16 protein-coding genes and 1 tRNA gene are annotated in these 19272 nt (G+C 72.7%); 3 read left to right on the top strand and 14 right to left on the bottom strand.

The features are described from left to right. Positions 1-74: 74 nt before the first annotated feature. Positions 75-263 (bottom strand): hypothetical protein, encoded by a 189-nt coding sequence (locus VFJ21_05820; protein ID HET7406641.1) that lies wholly within the window; start codon positions 261-263, stop codon positions 75-77. Between the two features lie 112 nt (positions 264-375). Between VFJ21_05820 and VFJ21_05815 the strand changes: the two genes are divergently transcribed. The 3 genes from VFJ21_05815 to VFJ21_05805 all read left to right on the top strand — a co-directional run bounded on the left by VFJ21_05815 (position 376) and on the right by VFJ21_05805 (position 1534). After that, positions 376-448, top strand: a tRNA-Leu gene (locus VFJ21_05815). 308 nt (positions 449-756) lie between these two features. Then, positions 757-1044, top strand: a complete 288-nt coding sequence (locus VFJ21_05810) for a hypothetical protein (GenBank protein ID HET7406640.1) — start codon at positions 757-759, stop codon at positions 1042-1044. 37 nt (positions 1045-1081) lie between these two features. Further along, positions 1082-1534, top strand: a complete 453-nt coding sequence (locus VFJ21_05805) for a nitroreductase/quinone reductase family protein (GenBank protein HET7406639.1) — start codon at positions 1082-1084, stop codon at positions 1532-1534. A gap of 30 nt (positions 1535-1564) precedes the next feature. On the opposite strand, the gene VFJ21_05800 is transcribed toward VFJ21_05805, so the two are convergent. The 13 genes from VFJ21_05800 to VFJ21_05740 form a co-directional block, all read right to left on the bottom strand. Next, positions 1565-2134 carry a type 1 glutamine amidotransferase domain-containing protein gene (locus VFJ21_05800; GenBank protein ID HET7406638.1) on the bottom strand — a complete coding sequence of 190 codons (570 nt, stop codon included), beginning with the start codon at positions 2132-2134 and terminating at the stop codon, positions 1565-1567. Positions 2135-2424: 290 nt separating this feature from the next. After that, on the bottom strand, positions 2425-3876 hold the full coding sequence (locus VFJ21_05795) for a glutamate synthase subunit beta (protein ID HET7406637.1): 1452 nt from the start codon (positions 3874-3876) through the stop codon (positions 2425-2427). Continuing rightward, the gene (gltB, locus tag VFJ21_05790) at positions 3869-8368 is read right to left on the bottom strand and encodes a glutamate synthase large subunit (GenBank protein HET7406636.1); all 4500 of its coding nucleotides are present in this window, start codon (positions 8366-8368) and stop codon (positions 3869-3871) included. The genes VFJ21_05795 and gltB overlap by 8 nt, the downstream gene beginning before the upstream one ends. Before the next feature lie 132 nt (positions 8369-8500). Further along, positions 8501-9214, bottom strand: a complete 714-nt coding sequence (locus VFJ21_05785; GenBank protein ID HET7406635.1) for a VIT1/CCC1 transporter family protein — start codon at positions 9212-9214, stop codon at positions 8501-8503. A 48-nt stretch (positions 9215-9262) separates the two neighbouring features. After that, a complete protein-coding gene (gene lgt / locus VFJ21_05780; protein HET7406634.1) occupies positions 9263-10126 on the bottom strand; it encodes a prolipoprotein diacylglyceryl transferase in 864 nt (287 codons plus the stop codon). 61 nt (positions 10127-10187) lie between these two features. After that, complete coding sequence (gene trpA / locus VFJ21_05775) at positions 10188-10979, bottom strand: tryptophan synthase subunit alpha (protein ID HET7406633.1); 792 nt, start codon at positions 10977-10979, stop codon at positions 10188-10190. Between the two features lie 46 nt (positions 10980-11025). Then, positions 11026-12285: a tryptophan synthase subunit beta gene (trpB, locus tag VFJ21_05770; protein ID HET7406632.1), complete on the bottom strand. Its 1260-nt coding sequence runs from the start codon at positions 12283-12285 to the stop codon at positions 11026-11028. After that, complete coding sequence (gene trpC / locus VFJ21_05765; GenBank protein HET7406631.1) at positions 12282-13094, bottom strand: indole-3-glycerol phosphate synthase TrpC; 813 nt, start codon at positions 13092-13094, stop codon at positions 12282-12284. Before trpC ends, trpB begins: the two co-directional genes overlap by 4 nt. Positions 13095-13125: 31 nt before the next feature. Next, the gene (locus VFJ21_05760) at positions 13126-13698 is read right to left on the bottom strand and encodes a Trp biosynthesis-associated membrane protein (protein HET7406630.1); all 573 of its coding nucleotides are present in this window, start codon (positions 13696-13698) and stop codon (positions 13126-13128) included. Next, positions 13695-15191, bottom strand: coding sequence for an anthranilate synthase component I (locus tag VFJ21_05755; protein HET7406629.1), 1497 nt, complete (start codon positions 15189-15191; stop codon positions 13695-13697). Before VFJ21_05755 ends, VFJ21_05760 begins: the two co-directional genes overlap by 4 nt. Then, positions 15188-15571, bottom strand: coding sequence for a phosphoribosyl-AMP cyclohydrolase (gene hisI / locus VFJ21_05750; protein ID HET7406628.1), 384 nt, complete (start codon positions 15569-15571; stop codon positions 15188-15190). The genes VFJ21_05755 and hisI overlap by 4 nt, the downstream gene beginning before the upstream one ends. A gap of 33 nt (positions 15572-15604) precedes the next feature. Then, complete coding sequence (locus VFJ21_05745) at positions 15605-17413, bottom strand: ABC transporter ATP-binding protein (protein ID HET7406627.1); 1809 nt, start codon at positions 17411-17413, stop codon at positions 15605-15607. Beyond that, positions 17410-19212 carry an ABC transporter ATP-binding protein gene (locus tag VFJ21_05740; protein ID HET7406626.1) on the bottom strand — a complete coding sequence of 601 codons (1803 nt, stop codon included), beginning with the start codon at positions 19210-19212 and terminating at the stop codon, positions 17410-17412. Before VFJ21_05740 ends, VFJ21_05745 begins: the two co-directional genes overlap by 4 nt. Positions 19213-19272 lie beyond the last annotated feature (60 nt).

Here is a 19272-nt window from a genome sequence, read left to right as displayed (position 1 = left end):
CGAGCGCCACGATCACCCGGCGGACCGGCGTACGGCGGAGGTCCTCGGCAGCGCGCGGCGGGTGACGTGAGGCGTCAGTCGTCGCCCTCCCAGCGGCGGTCCTCCGCCTCCCATGCAGCGTTGCGTTGCTCGACCCGCTCGCGCCAGTGCTCGGCCTCGTCCCGGGAGTCGTAGGGACCGAGCCGGTCCCACATGCGGCAGGCCTCGCTCTCGGGCTCAGCCCGGCCGTGGCGCATGCACCAGAACCACCGCTCGTCCGCCATCCGCGCAGCGTACGCAGGCTCGGCCGACGCGGCCGCGGTAGCCGGAGAGCACGGGGCCGGCTGTGCAGCAACCCGGTAAACTGTCGGTGTGCCATGAGAAATCAAAAGTATTGCCCCGGTATCCCAACGGCAGAGGAAATGGATTCAAAACCCATCAAGTGTCGGTTCGAATCCGACCCGGGGCACTGAGCCGGTCATTTTGTCGATGGCGTCGTCGACAATGCCGCAATGTACGACGCTCACGTCCGTCGGCACGCCCTCGCACTGCTCGGCAGCGGCCTGTCAATCGCGGCCGTCAGTCGCCTCACCGGCGTCAGCCGAGTCGTGATCGCCGACTGGCGAAGAGATCCGCGACGCGATGAAGGCTTGTCTGCCGAACCATGTGTGTGCCGTCCACTCGCAGGGCTGCACGGCTCTCACGGCGTACTCGCAGCGTTGGCCGTGCCTTTTCCCGCAACACGGGCCGGCCCTGAAGCACGAGAGGCCGATTGTCGTGGACGAGTGGCAGGTCCTGCTCGTGAAGGCGCAGCCGCAGCAATTTCTTCGGGGCTTGATCCATTCCGACGGAAGTCGGTGCCTGAACACGGTGATGGTCAAGGGCCGACGCTACTCGTACCCACGCTGTTTCTTCACCAACAGGCCTCGCAACATCCTCGATCTCTTCGTGTGGGCGTGCGGGCTCATCGGCGTACAGGCCCGGCAGAACAACCGCTGCAACGTCAACGTGGCGCGGCGAGCAGACGTAGCGCTACTCGACACGTTCATCGGACCGAAGGCCTGAACCCCGTTCGGCCGTAGCGCGCGGCAAGATGTGACCGGTGAGCACTGACAGGTACGTCGAGCCGGGTTGGTTCACCCGCAACGTGTTCAACCGAGCCGTTGCGATGGCGACGCGGGCGGGGCTCAGCGTGTGGGGGTCCCGGGTGCTGGTCGTCCGCGGCCGCACCAGCGGCGAACCGCGCGAGACCCCGGTCAACCTGCTGACCTTCGAGGGCGAGCGCTACCTGGTGGCGCCGCGGGGCGTCACGCAGTGGGTGCGCAACCTGCGCGTCGCCGGCACCTGCGGGCTGCGGCTCGGTCGAGCCGTCGAGCAGGTCCGGGCCACCGAGCTGACCGACGACGAGAAGCCGCCCGTGCTGCGTGCCTATCTCAAGCGGTGGAAGGCCGAGGTGGGTGCGTTCTTCGGCGGGGTGGGGCCGGCGGCGAGCGACGCAGACCTGCGCCGCATCGCCCCCGACCACCCGGTGTTTCGCATCGAACCGTTGGCCTGACGGCAGCGGACCAAGGGCCGGTCCGCTCGGTCAGGCGGCCTGGGCCACATGGTGCGCGAACTGCTTGACCAGCTCGCCGCAGAACGCGTCGAGGTCGTCGGGCTTGCGGCTGGAGACCAGCACGTTGCCGCCGCCCGGGCACACGACGACCCGCTCGTCGACCCAGGTGGCGCCGGCGTTGCGCAGGTCGGTCTGCAGGCTCGGCCAGGACGTGATCTTCCGGCCGCGGACGACGTCGGCCTCGATCAGCGTCCACGGGCCGTGACAGATCACCGCGACCGGTTTGCCCGCGCTGAAGAAGTCCTTCACGAACCGCACGGCGTCGGGCTTCATCCGCAGCTGGTCGGGGTTGGCCACTCCCCCGGGCAGCACGAGCGCGTCGAACTGCGCCGGGTCGGCGTCGGCGACCGTCACGTCGACCGGGAACGTGTCGCCCTTGTCCAGGTGGTTGAAGGCCTGGATCTCGCCGGCCTCGGGGGCCACGAGCTTCGGCGTACCCCCGGCGTCTTTCACGGCCTGCCAGGGTCGGGTCAGCTCGGCCTGCTCGGCACCTTCGTTGCTGCAGAGGAAAGCAATGGTCTTGCCAGTGAGCTCGGACACGGGTGAGCCCTCCTTCGATATCGCGTACGGCGGACCAACCTGGTATGCCCGAAATACCCGCCTGCCACCGTGCCGACCGAGCACTACTGCCGCGGTGTGGGGCCAAAAGAAGATCGTCAAGGCCCCACACGGCGGCAGTAGACATAACGCAGCGCCGGCTCAGCGACGCCTCAGGAAGACGGTTCAGAAAGAGGGCTCAGCGACGACTCAGGAAGACCGCTCAGCGACGACTCAGCGACGCCTCAGGAAGACGGCTCAGCGCCGGCTCAGCGACGCCTTAGGAAGACGGCTCAGGCGATGGGGCGATCGGTCGGTTGCACCGGCGCCGGCAGCCGGGAGTCCCCGGTGAGCGATTGGTCCACCGCCACCGCGCACGCCCGCCCCTCGGCGATCGCCCACACGATGAGCGACTGACCGCGCCCCATGTCGCCGCAGACGTAGACGCCTGGCACGTCGGTCGCCCAGTTGCCGTCGCGGGCGACGTTGCCGCGCGCGTCAAACGACACGCCCAGATCCTCGACCAGCGGTCCGCGCTCGGCACCGGTGAAGCCCATGGCGAGGAGAACCAGGTCGGCGGGCAGCTCGATGTCGCTGCCCTCGACCTTCTCGAAGCGGCCGTTGACCATCCGGACCTCGTGCAGCAGCAGCGCGCGCACCCGGCCGTTGCCGTCGTCGAGGAACCGCTCGGTGTTGACCGAGAACAGCCGCTCGCCCCCCTCCTCGTGCGCCGAGGAGGTGCGCAACATCAGCGGCCACATCGGCCAGGGGGTCGAGGCGTCACGGGTCTCCGGCGGCCGGGGCAGGATCTCGAGCTGCGTCACCGACGCGGCCCCCTGCCGGTGCGCCGTGCCGAGGCAGTCGGCACCGGTGTCGCCGCCGCCGATGATGACGACGTGCCGGCCGGCGGCACTGATCTCCGGCTCGTCCTGGTCGCCCGCGGCGACCCGGTTGGCGATCGGCAGGTAGTCCATGGCCAGGTGGATGCCGTCGAGCTCGCGGCCCGGCACCGGCAGGTCGCGGCCGACGGTCGCCCCGCCGGCAAGCACGATCGCGTCGAAGCCGTCGCGCAGCTCGGCGGCGGTCACGTCGACGCCGACGTTGACGTTGGGCCGGAACGTCGTGCCTTCCGCCTCCATCTGCGCCAGCCGCCGGTCGATGACCCGCTTCTCCATCTTGAACTCGGGGATGCCGTAGCGCAGCAGCCCGCCGATGCGGTCGGCCCGCTCGAAGACGGTCACGGCGTGACCGGCCCGGGTGAGCTGCTGGGCCGCGGCGAGGCCCGCCGGCCCGGAACCCACGACCGCGACCTTGTGGCCGGTGCGTTGCGGCGGCACCTGCGGGGTCATCCAACCCTCGTCCCAGGCCCGTTCGACGATCGACTCCTCGACCAGCTTGATGGTGACCGGCTCGTCCCCGATGCCGAGCACGCAGGCGCTCTCGCACGGCGCCGGGCACAGCCGCCCGGTGAACTCCGGGAAGTTGTTGGTCGCGTGCAGCCGCTCGCTCGCCTCGCGCCAGTCCTTGCGCCAGACCAGGTCGTTCCACTCGGGGATCAGGTTGCCGAGCGGGCAGCCCTGGTGGCAGAACGGGATGCCGCAGTCCATGCAGCGGCCGGCCTGCTGCTCGATGTGGTTGTGCTGGATCTCTTCGTAGACCTCGCGCCAGTCGCGGATGCGCACGTCGACCGGGCGCCGCGGCCGGTTCTCCCGCGGAGTCTTGAGGAAGCCCGTCGGATCAGCCATGGGAAGCCGCCATGATCGCCTCGTCCACCGATTCCCCCGTCTGCTCGGCCTGCGCCATCGCGGCGAGCACCCGCTTGTAGTCCCTGGGCATGACCTTCGCGAACCGCTCCACCGCGGTGTCCCAGTCGGCGAGCAGCCGCTTGGCGACGTCGGAGTCGGTCTCCGCACCGTGCCGGGCCACGACCTCGCGCAGGAACTCCCGGTCGTCGTCGTCGAGCGGGTCGAGGTCGACCATCTCGCGGTTGACCCGCGCCGGGTCGAGGTCGAAGAAGTACGCCGTACCGCCGGACATGCCCGCGGCGATGTTGCGGCCCGTCGGCCCGAGCACCACGACGTGACCGCCGGTCATGTACTCGCAGGCGTGGTCGCCAACGCCCTCGACAACGGCGACCGCGCCCGAGTTGCGGACGCAGAAACGCTCGCCGACGACGCCACGGACGTAGAGCTCGCCGCTGGTCGCGCCGTAGCCGACGACGTTGCCGGCGATGATGTTGTCCTCGGCGCGGAACGTCGCCTCCACCGGCGGGCGCACCACGATCCGGCCGCCGGACAGCCCCTTGGCGAGGTAGTCGTTGGTGTCGCCGTACAGCCGCATCGTGATGCCGGGCGGCAGGAACGCCCCGAACGACTGCCCGGCCGACCCGGTGAACGTGATGCGGATCGTGTCGTCGGGCAGCCCGGCGCCGCGGAACCGCTTGGTCACCTCGTGGCCGAGCATGGTGCCAACCGTCCGGTTGACGTTGCGGATCGGCAGCTCCAGCGTCACCGGGGACCCGTCGGCGAGTGCGCCCTCGCACAGCTGGATCAGCGTGTTGTCGAGCGCCTTGTCGAGGCCATGGTCCTGGGTCGTGACGCAGTGCCGCGGACCGGGGACGTCGGGCACGTGCAGGATCGGCGAGAGGTCGAGCCCCGCGGCCTTCCAGTGCGCGACCGCCGCGCTGGTGTCGATCAGCTCGACGTGGCCGATCGCCTCCTCGAGGCTGCGGAAGCCGAGCTCGGCGAGCAGCTCGCGCACCTCCTCCGCCAGGAACTCGAAGAAGTTGACGACGAACTCCGGCCGGCCGGTGAACCGCTTGCGCAGCTCCGGGTTCTGCGTCGCGACGCCCACGGGGCAGGTGTCGAGGTGGCAGACCCGCATCATGATGCAGCCCGACACGACGAGCGGCGCGGTCGCGAAACCGAACTCCTCGGCGCCGAGCAGCGCGGCGATGACGACGTCGCGGCCGGTCTTCATCTGCCCGTCGACCTGCACGACGATCCGGTCGCGCAACCCGTTGAGCAGCAGCGTCTGCTGCGTCTCGGCCAGCCCCAGCTCCCACGGCCCGCCGGCGTGCTTCAGCGACGTCAGCGGCGAGGCGCCGGTGCCGCCGTCGTGCCCGGAGATCAGCACGACGTCGGAGTGCGCCTTGCTGACTCCGGCCGCCACCGTGCCGACCCCGACCTCGGCGACGAGCTTCACGTGGATGCGCGCCGACGGGTTGGCGTTCTTCAGGTCGTGGATGAGCTGGGCGAGGTCCTCGATCGAGTAGATGTCGTGGTGCGGCGGCGGTGAGATCAGCCCGACGCCGGGCGTGGAGTGCCGCGTCTTCGCGATCCACGGGTAGACCTTGTGGCCGGGCAGCTGGCCACCCTCGCCGGGCTTCGCGCCCTGGGCCATCTTGATCTGGATGTCGTCGGCGTTGGTGAGGTACTCGCTGGTGACGCCGAACCGGCCCGACGCGACCTGCTTGATCGCGCTGCGCCGGTCGTCGTACAACCGCTCGGGGTCCTCGCCGCCCTCGCCGGTGTTGGACTTGCCGCCGATGCGGTTCATCGCGACGGCGAGGGTCTCGTGCGCCTCGGCGCTGATCGAGCCGTAGGACATCGCGCCGGTCGCGAACCGCCGGACGATCGCGCTGACCGGCTCGACCTCGTCGATCGGCACGGCCGGGCGGGCACCGGTGCGCAGCTTGAACAGGCCGCGCAGCGTCATCAGCCGCTCGGACTGGTCGTCGACGGCCCTGGTGTACTCCTTGAAGACGTCGTAGCGGCGGGCGCGGCTCGCGTGCTGGAGCTTGAACACCGTGTGCGGGTTGAACAGGTGCAGCTCGCCCTCGCGCCGCCACTGGTACTCCCCGCCCACCCACAGCCGCCGGTGCGCGGCGGGGATCGGCGGGTAGGCGAGCTTGTGCCGCTCGGCGACCTCGGCCGCGATGACGTCGAGCCCGACCCCGCCGAGCCGGCTGGTGGTGCCGGTGAAGTACTCGTCGACCAGCTCCTGCGACAGGCCGAGCGCCTCGAAGATCTGCGCGCCGGTGTAGGACGCCACCGTCGAGACGCCCATCTTCGACATGACCTTGAGCACGCCCTTGCCGAGCGCCTTGATGAGGTGGTGCACCGCGGTGTCGGCCGCGAGACCGGGGAAGACGCCGGCGGCGACCATGTCCTCGACGGTCTCCATCGCCAGGTAGGGGTTGACCGCGGCCGCGCCGTAGCCAACCAGCAGCGCGACGTGGTGGACCTCACGCACGTCACCGGCCTCCACGATGAGGCCGACCTTGGTGCGGGTCTTCTCCCGGATCAGGTGGTGGTGGACCGCGCTGGTCAGCAGCAGCGACGGGATCGGCGCCCACGCCGCGTCGGAGTCGCGGTCGGACAGCACGATCAACCGGGCGCCGTTGTCGATCGCGGCGCTGACCTGCGCGCGCACGGTCTCCAGGGCCTCGCGCAGCCCGTCGCCACCGCGGGCGACCTCGAACAGGCCCTTGACCACGACACTGCGCAGGCCCGGCAGGTCGCCGTCGTCGTTGATGTGGATGATCTTGGCGAGGTCGTCGTTGTCGATGACCGGGAACGGCAGCACGATCTGCCGGCAGCTGGCCGGGGTCGGGTTGAGCAGGTTGCCTTCGGGCCCGATCGTCGTCTGCAGCGACGTGACCAGCTCCTCGCGGATCGCGTCGAGCGGCGGGTTCGTCACCTGCGCGAACAGCTGGGCGAAGTAGTCGAACAGCAGCCGGGGCCGCTGCGACAGGACCGCGACCGGCGTGTCGGTGCCCATCGACCCGATCGGCTCGGCGCCGTTGCGCGCCATCGGCGTGAGCAGGATGCGCAGCTCCTCCTCGGTGTAGCCGAACGTCTGCTGGCGGCGCAGCACCGACTCGTGCCCGTAGACGACGTGCTCGCGCTTGGGCAGGTCGTCGAGGTGCAGCAGCCCGGCGTGCAGCCAGTCCTCGTAGGGGTTCTCCGCGGCCAGGCTCGCCTTGACCTCGTCGTCCGGGATGATCCGGCCCTGGCCGGTGTCGACGAGGAAGATGCGCCCGGGCTGCAGGCGGCCGCGGTGCACGATGCTCGCCGGGTCGATGTCGAGCACTCCGGTCTCGCTCGCGAGCACGACGAGCCCGTCGTCGGTGACCGTGTAGCGGGAGGGCCGCAGGCCGTTGCGGTCGAGCACCGCCCCGATGACGTCGCCGTCGGTGAACGCGACGCACGCCGGGCCGTCCCACGGCTCCATCAGGCAGGCGTGGTAGGCGTAGAAGGCGCGCCGGGCGGCGTCCATCTGCTCGTGGTTCTCCCAGGCCTCCGGGATCATCATGAGCACCGCGTGCGGCAGGCTGCGCCCGCCCATGTGCAGCAGCTCGAGCACCTCGTCGAAGCTGGCGCTGTCGCTCGCGCCGGGGGTGACGACGGGGAACAGCCGCGACAGGTCGCCGGGGATGTCGGCGCTGCGCAGCAGCGCCTCGCGGGCCCGCATCCAGTTGCGGTTGCCCATGACCGTGTTGATCTCGCCGTTGTGGGCGATGTAGCGGTAGGGGTGGGCCAGCGGCCAGCTCGGGAACGTGTTGGTCGAGAAGCGGCTGTGCACCAGGCCGATCGCGCTCGAGAGCCGCTCGTCGGTCAGGTCCGGGAAGAACGTGCCGAGCTGGTCGGTGGTGAGCATCCCCTTGTAGACCAGCGTGCGGCAGGACAGCGAGGCGAAGTAGACGCCGGTCTCCCGCTCGGCCCGCTTGCGCAGGCAGAACGCGCGCCGCTCGAGCGCCAGGTCGGTCTCGCCCGCGTTGCCGGCGACGAAGATCTGCCGGAACCGCGGCATGACCTTCTGCGCGGTGGCGCCGACGCCGGTGACGTCGGTGGGCAGCTGCCGCCAGCCGAGGACGCGCAGCTCCTCCTCGCCGGCGATCGCCTCGATGCGACGCATCGCCTCCTGCTCCTGCGCGTCGTCGGCGGGCAGGAAGGCCGTGCCGACCGCGTAGGCGCGCGCCGGCGGCAGCGCGAAGTCGACGACCGCGCGCAGCAGCGCGTCGGGCACCTGGAGCAGGATCCCGGCCCCGTCGCCGGTCTCCGGCTCGGCGCCCTGGGCGCCGCGGTGCTCGAGGTTACGCAGCGCGGTCAGCGCCTTGACGACGATGTCGTGCGACGCGCGGCCGTGCATGTCGGCGACGAAGGCGACCCCGCAGGCGTCGTGCTCGTGGGCGCCGTCGTAGAGGCCCTGGGGGGCAGGGAGATCAGCAGTCATCGGCGATCCCGTCGTCTCGGCTTGGTCGTGCTGGCCAGGGACGACGTCGGCCCTGCTGAAGTACGGGGTCAGTCTACAACCGGACGGCCAGGGATTTTCCGAACCGGCCCGAGCCGGCCGCCGATGCTCCGGTCAGCCGCCGACGCCGGTGCCCACGAGGGTGCCGATGGCATAGGTGACGCCGGCGGCAGCCACCCCGAAGGCCAGCTGGCGCGCACCGCTGAACCACGGCGAGCGCTCGGTGAACCTCGAGACGGTCGCGCCGAGGGCCAACAGCGCCACCGCGCTGACCGCGAACGCGATCGCGAGCAGGTGCGCGCCCCCGACCAGGTAGGGCAGCAGCGGCAGGAGGGCGCCGGCCGCGAACGCGGCGAACGACGACCCAGCCGCCACCAGCGGGTTGGGCAGCTCGTCGGGGTCGATCCCGAGCTCCTCGCGGGCGTGGATGCGCCACACCTGCTCGGGGTTGGCGGACAGCTGCCTCGCGACCTCGCGGGCCAGGTCGGGGGTGAGCCCGCGCGACTGGTAGAGCAGCGCGAGCTCGTGCTCCTCCGCGTGCGGGCGCCGGGCCAGCTCGCGGCGCTCGGTCGCGATCTCGGCCTCGATCATCTCCGCCTGCGACGCGACCGAGGTGTACTCGCCGGCGGCCATCGAGAACGCGCCGGCGAACAGCCCGGCCAGACCGATCAGCGCGACGGTGCCCCGCGCCACCGATCCGCCCGCCGCACCGGCGATCAGCGACCCGTTGGACACCAGGCCGTCCATCGCACCGAACACCGCGGGCCGAAGCCAGCCGCCGTTGACGTTGCGGTGGGTGTGGTGGATCTCCGGCCGGTCGTCGCTCACGGGTCCTGCTGAGGCGTCGTCATGCCGGATCGCGGGGGCGTCGCGCGGTCACGTCACGCCGGCCGGGGTCTGCGGGGTGTCCTCGACCGACGCCCCGTCGGCCACCGGCTCCTGGACGACCTCCTCGCGGCCGCTCCCCCGGCGTAGGACCAGGTAGGCCACGGCGGCGAGGAACACCGCGATGCTCACGTAGTCGTTGAGCCGCAGACCCAGGTAGTGGTTGGCGTGGTCGATGCGCAGCGCCTCGATGCACGCCCGACCGGCCGTGTAGGCGGCGACGTAGAGGGCGAACGCACGACCGAAGCCGAGGCGGAACCTGCGGTCGGCCCAGATCACCAGGCCGGCCACCCCGAGGTCCCAGATCGACTCGTAGAGGAACGTCGGGTGGTAGAGGCCGGGCGGGTTCGAGCCCTCCGGCTGCGTCACCCGCAGCGCCCACGGCAGGTCGGTGTGCCGGCCGAACAGCTCCTGGTTGAAGTAGTTGCCCCACCGGCCGATCGCCTGCGCGATGACGACGCCCGGCGCGGCCGCGTCGAGGAACGGCAGGACCCGTACGCCGTAGCGCCGGCAGGCATAGATCGCCCCGAGCGCGCCGCCGGCGACGGCGCCCCAGATGCCGAGGCCGCCGTGCCAGACGTAGAAGATGTTGACCCAGTCCTTGCCGGCGCCGAAGTACAGCTCCGGGTCGGTGATGACGTGGTAGACGCGCGCGCCGACGAGTCCGGCCGGGACGGCCCAGGCGGCGATGTCGGCGGGGGTGCCGCGCCGGCCGCCGCGGTCGATCCAGCGCCGCTCGGTCAGCCAGACCGCCACGATGACGCCGAGGATGATGCAGGCCGCGTAGAGGCGGATCGTCAGCGGGCCGACGTGGACCGCGTTGGTCGGCGGTGGCGGGAAGTAGGCCAGGACCACGGCTACGACCGTACGTCAGCGCGGGGTGCGGCGTACGTCACCGCGCTGGCCCTGGGCCGCGTCATCGGCGCGGCCGGCGGACGCCCTCGGCGAGCCGACCCGCGAGGTCGCGCACGGCATCGGGCCCACCGCCGTCCAGGAGCCGGCGCACGAACGCCGACCCGACGACGACGCCGTCGGCGTAGCCCGCGATCTCGGCGGCCTGGTCGGCGTCGGACACGCCGAGACCGACCGCGACCGGCAGGTCGGTGGCGGCCTTGACCCGAGCGACCAGCTTGGGCGCGAGGTCGCTGACCGCTTCGCGGGTGCCGGTGACGCCCATCGTGGAGGCGGCGTAGATGAAGCCCCGGTTGGTGCGCGCGACCAGGTCGATGCGCTCGTCGGTCGACGAGGGCGCGACGAGGAAGACGGGGTCGAGACCGTGCGCGTCGACCGCGGCCAGCCAGTCGCCGGCCTCCTCAGGAATGAGATCGGGTGTGATCACCCCGGCCCCGCCGGCGGCGGCCAGGTCGCGGGCGAACCGGTCGACGCCGTAGCGCTCGACCGGGTTCCAGTAGGTCATGACGACGGCCGCTGCGCCGTCGGCGGCTACGGCCTCGACCGTGCGCAGCACGTCTTTGATGCGGGTGCCCGCGGCCAGCGAGCGCTCGACGGCGGCCTGGATGGTGGGCCCGTCGATCAGCGGGTCGGAGTAGGGCAGCCCGATCTCGACGACGTCGGCGCCGCCGTCGAGCATGGCGCGGAGCGCGGCGATGCCACCGTCGACGGACGGGAAGCCGGCCGGCAGGTAGCCGACCAGTGCGGCTCGGCCCTCGCGGCGCGCGCGGGCGAACGCGTCGGAGAGGCGAGTCACCCGGGGCCCCTGCGGGACCGCGAGCTCGGCGAGGGGCGCGGGGTCGTCACCAGCCCTCCCCTGCGTCGTCGGCGCTGCGTTCGAGCGCGGCCTCGGCGACCTCTCCGCCGGTGACCAGGCCGAACCAACGCGCCGCGGTGTCGACGTCCTTGTCTCCGCGACCGGACAGGTTGACCAGCACCACGCCCTCGGGGCCGAGCGCGCGGCCGACGTCGAGCGCCCCGGCGACCGCGTGGGCGCTCTCGATGGCCGGGATGATCCCCTCGGTGCGGCAGAGCAAGGAAAAGGCGGCCATCGCGGCGGCGTCGTCGACCGGCCGGTAGGTCGCCCGGCCGGTGTCGTGCAACCAGGCGTGCTCGGGCCCGACGGCCGGGTAGTCGAGCCCGGCGGAGATCGAGTGCGACTCGATGGTCTGCCCGTCCTCGTCCTGCAGCACGTAGGTCCGGGCGCCGTGCAGCACCCCGGATGCGCCGCCGGTGATGGACGCCGCGTGCCGGCCGGTGCTCACGCCGTCGCCGCCGGCCTCGAAGCCGTAGAGCGCCACGTCGGCGTCGTCGAGGAACGCCGTGAAGATGCCGATCGCGTTGGACCCGCCGCCGACGCAGGCGCACACCGCGTCGGGTAGCCGGCCGACGAGCTCGAGCACCTGCGCCCGCGCCTCGTCGCCGATGACCCGGTGGAACTCGCGCACCATCACCGGGAACGGGTGCGGCCCGGCGACGGTCCCCAGCAGGTAGTGGGTGTGCTCGACGTTGGTGACCCAGTCGCGCATCGCCTCGTTGATGGCGTCCTTGAGCGTGCGGCTGCCGGTGGTGACCGGCACCACCTCGGCGCCGAGCAGGCGCATCCGGGCGACGTTGAGCGCCTGCCGCCGGGTGTCCTCCTCGCCCATGTAGACCACACAGTCGAGCCCCAGCAGCGCGCACGCGGTGGCCGTCGCGACGCCGTGCTGGCCGGCGCCGGTCTCCGCGATCACCCGGGTCTTGCCCATGCGGCGGGTCAGCAGCGCCTGCCCGAGCACATTGTTGATCTTGTGAGAACCGGTGTGGTTGAGGTCCTCGCGCTTGAGCAGGATGCGCGAGCCGCCCGCGTGCTCGGACAGCCGCGCGGCCTCGGTGAGGATGCTCGGCCGGCCGGTGTAGGTCTTCTCGAGGTGCGCCAGCTCGGCGCGGAACGCCGCATCGACCCAGGCGGTCTCGAACGCCGCCGTCAGCTCGTCCAGCGCCGCGACCAGGGCCTCGGGCACGAACCGCCCGCCGAACGGGCCGAAGTGCCCGGCGGCGTCCGGCAGTGCGGCGTGGGTCATCGCGAGACGTGCCGCGCGGACGGGTGCGCCCCGGCGGCGACGAGGTCGGCCACGGCCTGCCGCGGGTCGCGACCGGTCACGAGGCCCTCGCCGACCAGGACGGCGTCGGCGCCGGCGGCCGCGTAGGCGAGGAGATCGTGCGGGCCGCGTACGCCGGACTCGGCGACCTTGACCACGTCGTTCGGGATTCGCGGGGCGAGCCGGGCGAACGTCGTACGGTCGACCTCGAGGGTGCGCAGGTTGCGCGCGTTGACGCCGACGACCTTCGCGCCGCCGTCGAGAGCCCGCGCCAGCTCCTCCTCGTCGTGCACCTCGACCAAGGCGGTCATGCCGAGGCTCTCGACCCGGTCGAGCAGGCCGACGAGGACGTTCTGCTCGAGGGCCGCGACGATCAGCAGCACGAGGTCGGCGCCGTGGGCCCGGGCCTCCCACACCTGGTAGGGGGTGACCACGAAGTCCTTGCGCAGCACGGGGACGTCGACCGCGGCCCGCACGGCGTCCAGGTCCTCGAGCGAGCCGCCGAAACGCCGGCGCTCGGTCAGCACGCTGATCGCGTGCGCGCCGCCCGACTCGTAGTCGCCCGCCAGGCCGGCGGGATCCGCGATCGGGGCGAGGTCGCCCGCCGAGGGGCTGCGCCGCTTGACCTCCGCGATGACCGCGACGCGGCCGGACTGGCAGAGGATCGGCGCCGCGTCGAGCGCCGACGGCTGGCGGCCGGCGCGCTCCTTGACCGCCTCGAACGACACCGACTGCTCGCGCTCGGCGAGGTCCTCCCGCACTCCGGCCAAAATGTCGTCGAGCACCGTCACTGGGTCAGGGTAGCCAGCGCGCGGGCGCGGGTTACTGCCGGTCATGCCCGACCGTCGGGTCCTCGCCGCGGTCGAGGGCCTCCCACGCCGACACGTCGGGATCGACTGCCTGGGCAGCAGGAGCCGCGGCCGGCTCCCCCGGCGCTTCGTAGCGGGCGCCCATGCCCGGCCAGCGCCGGCCGCGGGCGACGACGGCCGCGCCGGCGAGCACGAGAAGAGCCGCGCCGGCGACGGCGGCCCACCGCCAGCCCGTGAACGAGACGGGCACCCGAGCGCCGGTGAGATCGGCGGCCGTACGGGCACCGGCGGCGTCGCCGGCGGTGGCGCTGACCACGGCCGCCGCCAGGCCGGCGACGACGAGCGCAAGCCCGGCGGCTCGCCGGCCCCAGGAGCGGGTCGCCAGGACGCCGGCGACGGCGGCCAGGCCGAGCAGCCCGACCGCGGTGGTCACCGCGGTGAGCTGGTGCCCGGTGACCGCGACCGTGCCGTGGAAGGGCGCGGGGCGCACCACCGTCGCCCACGTGCGCCCGCCCGCGATGAGCAGCAGCGCCGCCCCCGCGAGGCAGCCGAGGACGACCGCGACGAGCTCGCGGCGGCCGGTCACTGGGCCGGGGTGAGCGTCTCGGCGGCTGCGATCGCCGAGAGCACGGTGGCCGCCTTGTTGCGGCTCTCCTGGTCCTCCGCCTCGGGGTCGGAGTCGGCGACGATGCCGCCGCCGGCCTGCACGTAGGCGACGCCGTCACGCATCAGCGCGGTGCGGATCGCGATGGCCATGTCGAGGTCGCCGGCGAAGTCGAGGTAGCCGACCGTCCCGCCGTAGAGGCCGCGGCGCACCGGCTCGAGCTCCTCGATGATCTCCATCGCCCGGACCTTCGGGGCGCCGGACAGGGTGCCGGCGGGGAGCGTGGCCGCGAGGGCGTCGTAGGCGGTCCGGCCCTCGGCGAGACGGCCGACGACGGTCGAGACGATGTGCATGACGTGGGAGTAGCGCTCGATCTGCATGAACTCCACGACGTCGACGCTGCCCGGCTCGCAGACCCGGCCGAGGTCGTTGCGCCCGAGATCGACGAGCATGACGTGCTCGGCACGCTCCTTCTCGTCGTCGAGCAGCTCGGCGGCCAGCCGTGCGTCGTCCTCGGGGGTGGCGCCGCGGGGGCGGGTGCCGGCGATCGGGTGCAGCAGCGCCCGGCGGCCGGTGACCTTCACGTGCGCCTCCGGCGAGGAGCCGACGACGTCGATGCCGTCGGGCAGCCGCAGCAGGTACATGTAGGGGCTCGGGTTGGCCGAGCGCAGCACCCGGTAGACGTCGAGCGGGTCGGCCCCGGTACGCACCTCGAACCGCTGGCTCGGCACGACCTGGAAGATGTCGCCGGCGCGGATGTAGTGCTTGGCCCGCTCGACCGCGGCCTGATAACCCCCGGGCGGCGTGCGGGCCGGGTCGACCTCGCGCCGCGGGCGTTGCAGGGTGGCGACACTGGGATCGGCGGGCTTGGCCAGGTCGGCGGTCATCACGTCGAGGCGGGTGACCGCGTCGGCGTAGGCCGCGTCGGGTTCGTCGGCGGCGAAGACGTTGGCGATCAGCAGCACCGAACCGTCGGCGTGGTCGAGAACCGCGAGGTCGGTGGCGAGCATCATCGCCAGCTCGGGCAGGTGCAGGTCGTCCTCGGCCGTTGCGGGCAGCCGCTCGAACCGGCGTACGGCGTCGTAGCCGACGAAGCCGACCAGCCCGCCGGTGAGCGGCGGCAGGTCGGGCAGCCGCGGCGAGCGCAGCGCCTCGACCACCGCGCGCAGCGCCCGCAGCGGGTCGTCGTCGTAGGGCAGGCCGGGCGGCGGCTCGCCCAGCCAGACGGTGCGGCCGTCCCGTGCGGTCAGCGTCGCCGGGCAGCGCACCCCGACGAACGAGTAGCGCGACCAGACCCCGCCGTGCTCCGCGGACTCGAGCAGGAAGGTGCCGGGCCGCCCGGCGGCGAGCTTGCGGTAGGCGCCGACCGGGGTCTCGCCGTCGGCGAGCAGCCGCCGGGTGACGGGGACGACGGCGTGCGTGCGGCGCAGGTCGAGAAACGCCGCGTGGTCAGGCGTCACCGCCCCGGTGGTCATGGCGCGGGGATGCCGACGACCGCGTCGAGCCGGCCGCCGGCCGCCAGGCAGATCCGCTCGCCGGTGTGGCAGGCGGGCCCGATCTGGTCGACCTGGACGAGGACCGCGTCGCCGTCGCAGTCGAGGGTCACGCCCTTGACCCACTGGAGGTTGCCGGACGTCTCGCCCTTGACCCAGTACTCCTGCCGGCTGCGGCTCCAGTAGGTCGCCTTGCCGGTCGTCAGCGTGCGGTGCAGCGCCTCGTCGTCCATCCAGGCGAGCATCAGCGCCTCGCCGGTGTCGTACTGCTGCACGACCGCGGCGATCAGGCCGTGCTCGTCGCGCTTGAGCCGGGCGGCGATCGCAGGGTCGAGGTTGGACGGGCGGACCGGGGCGGACATGGCTTCAGTATCTCCGTTTCGACGGTGCAGCGGTCAGCGGTGCTGTGCGGCCCACGCGGCGTGCAGCCCGGCGTAGACGCCGTCCTGCCCGACCAGGGCGGCGTGCGGCCCGCGCTGCACGATGCGGCCGGCGTCGACGACGATCACCTCGTCGGCGGCTTCCGCGGTGGCCAGCCGATGCGCGATCGTGAGCGAGGTGCGCCCGGCGAGCAGCCGGTCGAGCGCGCGGGTGAGCCGGACCTCGGTGGCCGGGTCGACCGCGCTGGTCGCCTCGTCGAGGACGAGCACGTCGGGATCGGCGACGTAGGCGCGCACGACCGCGACCAGCTGCCGCTCGCCGACCGACAGCGAACCGCCGCGCTCGCCGACGCGGGTGCGCGGGCCGTCGGGCATGGTGTCGAGCCAGTCCCCGAGCCCGAGGTCCTGGAAGACCTCGGCCACCTGGGCGTCGGTCAGTCCGGGCCGGCCGTAGCGGACGTTGTCGGCGATCGAGGTGTCGAACAGGAAACCGTCCTGCGGCACCATGACGACCCGGTCCCGCAGCGAGTCGAACCGAACGTCGGCCAGCGGGACACCGCCGACCAGCACGCGGCCCCGGCTCGGGTCCATCAACCGGGTGAGCAACTTGGCGAACGTCGTCTTGCCGCCGCCGGTCTCGCCGACGATCGCGACCCGGCTGCACGGGGCGATCTCGAGGTCGACGTCGACGAGCACCGGGGGCCCGCCGGGGTAGGCGTAGTGCACCTTCTCGAAGCGCACCCCGAGCGGCCCGGCGGGCAGCACCCGGCCGCCGGACGGCGCCTGCGCGGGGTCGTCGACGTCGGTCGGGGTGTCGAGCACGCCGATGACGCGGCGCCAGCCGGCGATGGCGTTCTGCGCCTGGTCGAGCACCTCGGTCGCGACCTGCACGGGGCTGACGAACAGCGTGACCAGGAACAGGAAGGCCACCAGCCTGCCGGCGCTGATGTGACCGCCGACACCGAGCAGCACGCCGACGACGACGATCGCGGCGTTGGCGATGCCGGCGACGAGCTCGACCGAGGAGAACATCACGGCGCCGAGCGACTGCGCCCGGATCTGCGCGCCCTGGTAGCGCCCGATCGCGGAGTCGATGCGGTCCGCCGTACGCCGTTCGACGCCGTAGGCCCGGATCACCTGCGCGCCCACGACGGACTCGCCGACGGCGCCGAGCATCTCGCCGACCCGCTCGCGCACCGCGTTGTAGGCGGTCGCGAGGCGCGGCTGCACGACCCGGATGGCAAGGACCAGCGGGACGAAGCAGGCGTAGACGAGCAGCGCGAGCGGCCAGGAGTAGAAGAGCATCAGCCCGGTCGCGAGCACCAGCTGCACGGCGGCGACCATCATCCGCAGCCCGCCCCACTGCACGAACTGGCTGATCTGGTCGACATCGCTGGTTACCCGGCTCACCAGCGCGCCGCGTTGCTCCGCCGCCTGGTGCAGCACCGAGAGGTCGTGCACGTGCCGGAATGCGCGGACCCGCAGCCGGGCGAGCGCGGTCTCGGCGACGGTGAACAACCGGACGTTCATGACGTACGCCGCGAAGGCGGTGACGACGAGTGCGACGGCGGCGATCAGCGAGGCCCAGCGCACGAGGGCGAGGTCGGGGTGGCCGGGTGTCTTGAGCCCGCGGTCGATGACCTGCTGCACCATCACCGGGATGACCACCTGGCCCGCTGTCGCGACCAGCGCCAGGCCGAGGGTCCCGGGCAACCCGGTGCGCAGCTCCGGCGACAGCTGCACGCCGCGGACGAACGTGCCCCACGTGGAGGCCGGCTCGTAGGTCGTGCTGCCGCGCAGCTCGTCGACAGTCGCGCTGCTCACGCGACGACCTCGGCCTGCTCGCGGCGCCGCTCGGCCTCGGCGTCGGCGTAGGCCTGCACGATGCGCCGGTAGGCCGGGACGCGGCCGACCAGCTCGGCGTGCGTGCCTCGGGCCAGCACCTCGCCGGCCTCGAGCAGGACGACCTCGTCGGCGAGGGCGATCGTCGCCCGGCGGTAGGCGACGACGAGCACCGTGCAGCCGAGCGACTTGTCGCGCAGGCCGCGCAGGATGGCGGCCTCGACGGCCGGATCGACGCTGCTGGTGGCGTCGTCGAGCACGAGCAGCCGCGGCCGGCGCACCAGCGCGCGGGCCAGCGCGATGCGCTGGCGCTGGCCGCCGGACAGCGACGTGCCCCGCTCCCCGACCGGGGTGTCGAGGCCGGCGGGCAGGGCGCGGACGAACCGGTCGGCCTGGGCGAGGCCCAGGGCCGACCAGACCTCCTCGTCGGGCAGGTCGGCGCCGAGCGTGACGTTGCCGCGCACGGTGTCGTCGAAGAGGAACGTCTGCTGCGGCACGACCGCGACGTGGCGGGACAGCTCACCCGCGGCCAGGTCGCGCAGGTCCGCGGCGTCGAGGGTGACCTCGCCGTCGGCCGGGTCGACCAGGCGTACGACGAGGTTGACGAGCGTCGACTTGCCGGCGCCGGTGACGCCGACGACCGCGACGGTGCGGCCGCTCGGCACGTCGAACGTCACGTCGCGCAGCACGTCTCCCACGCCGTAGGAGAAGCGCACCTGCTGCAGGGCGATCTGCGCCGGTTCGGCCGCCCCGCCGTGCCGGTGGCTGCCGTGCGGCAGCCGGCCGTCAGCGGAGAGCACCCGGCGCACGCGGTCCCACCCGACGACGGCACGCGGCAGCTGGCCGAGCACGTAGCCGATCGCGTCGAGCGGCATCGCCAGGATGCTGAACAGGTAGGCGACCCGCACCAGCGTGCCGGCGTCGATGGCGCCCGACGCGATGCGCATGGAGCCGACCCAGAGGACGACGACGATGCCGAGGTTGGGCACGGCCTGGACGAACGCCTCGAACGCGCCCTGCACCCGGCCGACGCCGATGAGCGCGTCGCGGAGATCCTCGGCCTTGCGGGCGAACCGCTCGGTCTCCTCCGCCTCGCGGCCGAGCGCCTTGACGACCAGTGCGCCGTCGAACGACTCGTGGGCCACCCCGCTCGCGTCGCCGCGCAGCTGCTGCGCGGCGGCGACGCGGTCGCTCATGCGCCGCGACATGACGAACGAGCCGATGCCGACGAGCGGGAAGACGACGAAGCCGACCACGGCGAGCACCGGGTCGGTGAGCAGCAGTGCCGCGCTGGTGATCGCGATCATGAAGGTGACCCCGCAGGCGAACGGCAGCGGCGCCATCGGGTACCACATCGACTCGACGTCGGAGTTGGCGTTGCTTAGCAGCTCGCCGGTCGGGTGGCCCTGGTGCCAGGCGATGGGCAGCCGGAGGTACTGCCGAGTCACCCGCCGCCGGTAGGTCGCCTGCAGGCGGTACTGCGTGACGCCGGCGAAGATGCGCCGGAACGTGATGCCGGTCGCCTTGAGCAGGGCGACCCCGGCGATCGCGGCCGCGGCGGCGGCGAGCGCGCCGCCGGTCGTGTGCCCGGACCGCACCGCCGGCAGCACGACCCGGCCGACGACGTCACCGATGACGTAGGCGGACCCGACGGTCATCGTGCCGTAGAGCGCGCTGCCGACCACGGCGATCGTGAAGACCCGCCACTGCTCCCGCGCGCCCATCCGGAGCACGCCGAAGCCGCGCCGGATCACGGCGACCGACGGCAGGTCTGCGGGCATGCGGGAACTCCGGAAGTTGCGGGGCGGTAGATCAGGTCTAGCAGACCCCCGCCGCGCCGC

Source organism: Mycobacteriales bacterium, assembly GCA_035690485.1.
Taxonomy (GTDB): Bacteria; Actinomycetota; Actinomycetes; order JAFAQI01; family DASSKL01; genus DASSKL01.
This window is presented reverse-complemented; position numbering and strand designations above follow the sequence as displayed.